General features: G+C 72.8%; 4 protein-coding genes and 1 pseudogene. 1 reads left to right on the top strand and 4 read right to left on the bottom strand.

The annotated features are described in order from the left end of the window. Positions 1-191, top strand: a 191-nt coding sequence (locus G3I42_RS04910) for a glycerate kinase (RefSeq protein ID WP_164282704.1), incomplete at its 5' end; no start/stop codon positions are given. 74 nt (positions 192-265) lie between these two features. Here the strand turns inward: G3I42_RS04910 and pssA are convergent. From pssA to G3I42_RS04890, 4 genes and pseudogenes are all read right to left on the bottom strand, one after another. Next, positions 266-1,048, bottom strand: a complete 783-nt coding sequence (gene pssA / locus G3I42_RS04905; RefSeq protein ID WP_203606376.1) for a CDP-diacylglycerol--serine O-phosphatidyltransferase — start codon at positions 1,046-1,048, stop codon at positions 266-268. An 85-nt stretch (positions 1,049-1,133) separates the two neighbouring features. Beyond that, positions 1,134-1,781, bottom strand: coding sequence for a phosphatidylserine decarboxylase (locus tag G3I42_RS04900; RefSeq protein WP_164282700.1), 648 nt, complete (start codon positions 1,779-1,781; stop codon positions 1,134-1,136). Between the two features lie 289 nt (positions 1,782-2,070). Next, positions 2,071-3,039 (bottom strand): CoA ester lyase, encoded by a 969-nt coding sequence (locus G3I42_RS04895; protein ID WP_164282698.1) that lies wholly within the window; start codon positions 3,037-3,039, stop codon positions 2,071-2,073. Positions 3,040-3,096: 57 nt separating this feature from the next. After that, positions 3,097-3,417 (bottom strand): annotated as a pseudogene (locus tag G3I42_RS04890) (methylmalonyl-CoA mutase); the annotation flags it as partial.

The raw sequence follows: 3,417 nt of genomic DNA, 5'->3' as shown, positions 1-3,417 counted from the left end.
CCCGCGCGCGCGGCGTCGAGGTCGTCGCCGTGTGCGGCAGGCTCGCGCTCGCACCGGAGGAACTGCGCGCGGCGGGCATCGCGGCCGCGTACCCGCTCACCTCGCTCGAACCCGACGTCGACACGTGCGTCCGCGAGGCGGGCCCGCTCCTGGAGCGCCTCGCGGCCCGCATCGCGCGCGAACGTCTGTAGGGGGCGGAGGCACACGAAGGGCCCCGCACCTCCTGCCCGGAGGTGCGGGGCCCTGTCACGTCGGGCGAGAGCCGTTACGGCAGCCGTACCGCCCGTGCCTCGCGACGGTTGCCCCGGAAGTTGTTCACCCGGCGCGCGGTCGCGAAGAGCGGGATGACCGCCGCGAGCACGAGCTGGAGCGCGCAGCCCGTCTGGAGCACGAGCTGCCCGCCCGGCGCGTCGAAGGCCCAGGCGGCGAGGAGCCCCATCGCCGCGACGATCCAGCCGAGCATCGCCACGGCGAGCGGCCCGCGCGGCTTCGGGTACTCGACGCGGCTCACCATGAGCCACGCCGTCCCGATGATCGCGAGGAGCGTCGCCACGAACGGCAGCTCCAGGAGCACCACGGACACGACCGTGAGCGCCCCGAACGGACTCGGCATCCCCTGGAAGACGCCGTCACGCAGCGTCACGCAGGAGAAGCGGGCGAGTCGCAGCACCACCGCGAGGAGCACCACGATCGCCCCGAGCGCCGCCACTCTCTGGTGCGCGTCGTCCGCGACGAGCCCGTACACGAGCACGAAGTAGGCCGGCGCCAGACCGAAGCTGATCAGGTCCGACAGGTTGTCCAGCTCGGCGCCCATCGGCGAGCTGCGCAGCTTGCGGGCCACGAGGCCGTCGAAGAGGTCGAAGACCGCCGCGCACAGCATGAGGATCACCGCGGTCGCCGCCGAGTGACGCGCCATGCCGAACTCGTCACTGCCGGTGAGGTGCGGGATGAGGATGCCCGTGGTGGTGAAGTACACCGCCATGAACCCGCACGTCGCGTTGCCGAGCGTGAGGGCGTCCGCGATCGAGAGGCGCAGCGAGAGGGGCATCTCGGGCTCGCCCGCCTCCTCGGCGTCGAGCCCCCACGGGTTCCCCGTCTCCGGGTCGTGTGTCTCGCGGTCGTGGGTACCGCGGTCAGTCACGGTCAATGCGAGTCACCCCCGCGAGCGTCGGCTGCCCGACCTCCACGGCGACCTCGACCCCCTCCGGCAGATAGAGGTCCACACGGGAGCCGAAACGGATCAGCCCGATCCGCTCGCCCTGCTCGACCTTCGTGCCGCTCGGCACGTACGGGACGATGCGGCGCGCCACGGCCCCGGCGATCTGGATCATCTCGATGTCGCCGAGTTCCGTGTCGAAGTGCCACACGACACGCTCGTTGTTCTCGCTCTCCTTGTTGAAGGCGGGCACGTAACCACCGGGGACGTGTTCCACGGAGGTGATGGTGCCGGCCAGCGGAGCGCGGTTGACGTGCACGTTGAGCGGGCTCATGAAGATCGCCACGCGGGTGCGGCCGTCCTTCCACGGCATGATGCTCTGCACCACTCCGTCGGCGGGCGAGATGACCCTGCCCTCGGAGATCTCGCGCTCGGGGTCGCGGAAGAACCACAGCATGCCCGCGGCGAGGGCCGTGGCCGGTACCGCGAGCGCCGCCGCGCGCCCGGAGCGGCGGGCGCGGCCGAGGGAGAGGGCCGCCGTGGCGACGGTGGGCAGCAGCCAGGGAGAGGCGCCGCGGGCCAGGCGGACCCGGCCGCGAGTTACAGGGGTGTGGCTGTCGGGCATGGATGACCTTCGTAGCGGATGAATGCCGCGCGGATGAGACGGGGGACGGCGGCTTTCCGGGGATGGTATCGGTTGCGGCCCGCAACTGGGCAAGCCAGGAAGCGAGTCGACGGGCGAACAGCCCTCACCGGATGTGATCAGGGGCACCTCCGTGCATGCGAGGTAAACCCGTCAGTCCTTCCGTCAGTCTTCTCATCATCCCACGCCAACTTCCTGTGTGACAGGGATCTCCCCGGACGGTACGGAGCACGGGCGGCGCGCCGCGCGGCGGGCCCCGCGCACGCGCCTCTCACTCCGGCGCCGTGAACGAGGTCGTACGGGTCAGGCCCGCCGCGCGGCCCTTGCCCGCGATCACGAGCGCCATCTTGCGGCTGGCCTCGTCGATCATCTCCGTGCCGAGCATCGCCGCGCCCCGGGCCCCGCCCGCCGCCGAGGTGTGGTGGGCGTAGGCGTCGAGGATCAGTTCGGCGTGGTCGTAGTCCTCCTGCGCGGGCGCGTAGACCTCGTTCGCCGCCGCGATCTGCGCCGGGTGCAGGACCCACTTCCCGTCGAAGCCGAGCGCGGCGGAGCGCCCCGCGACGGCGCGGAAGCCGTCCTCGTCGTGGATACGGAGGTAGGGGCCGTCGATCGCCTGGAGTCCGTGGGCGCGCGCGGCCATGAGGATCTTCATGAGGATGTAGTGGTACGCGTCCGCGCCGTACCCGGGCGGCTGCTCGCCGACGACGAGCGTCTTCATGGCGATCGAGGCCATGAAGTCGGCCGGGCCGAAGACGAGGCTCTCCAGGCGCGGCGAGGCCGCGGCGATCGCGTCCACGTGGACGAGCCCCGCCGCGTCCTCGATCTGCGCCTCGATGCCGATGCGGCCCACCTCGAAGTCCATGGCCCGCTCGATCTGCGTGAGCAGCAGGTCGAGGGCGACGACCTGTTCCGCGTCGCGCACCTTCGGCAGCAGGAGGCAGTCCACGTGCCGCCCGGCGCCCTCGACGACCGTCACGACGTCGCGGTAGGTCCACTGCGTCGTCCAGTCGTTGACCCGCACGACGCGTGTCTTGCCGCCCCAGCCGCCCTCGGTGAGGGAGCGCACGATGTTCTCGCGGGCCTCGCCCTTCGCGAGCGGCGCCACGGCGTCCTCCAGGTCGAGGAAGACCGCGTCGGCGGGCAGCGACCGCGCCTTGTGCAGGAACCGCGGGTTGCTGCCGGGCACGGCGAGGACGGAGCGGCGCGGGCGGGCGGGACGCGGGCCTGGCGTGCCGGTCATGCGGGGACCTCCGGGGGAGCGGCGGGTACGTGCTCCTCCCGACCCTACGGGGGGTGATCACCGCGCTCCGGCAGGGGCGGGGTGACGTCCGGTCCGGTGCGGGGCGGGGGCCCGGCGCGCCTCGTGCGCGTACGCCGCGGGGGCCTCGTACGCGCCGAGTGCCGCCCGCAGGGTGCGTCCCCACTCGCCAGTCGTGACCCCGGCGCGCACGCAGTCCAGTGTGGCCTCCATGAGGCAGTCCCCGTCGAGTGCCGCGTCCGCGAGCCGGTCGAGGCTCTGGCCCACGCTCGGCCACAGGTACGGGTCGGCGAGGCCCTGCCGGTCGGTGGACTCCTCGCGGGTCTCCCGCCAGCGCGCGAGCGCCGCGACGGCGGCGGC

The organism is Streptomyces sp. SID11385, assembly GCF_010548245.1.
Classification (GTDB): domain Bacteria; phylum Actinomycetota; class Actinomycetes; order Streptomycetales; family Streptomycetaceae; genus Streptomyces.
Note: the sequence above shows the minus strand (reverse complement) of the source record. Positions and strands in the feature narration are given on the sequence as shown.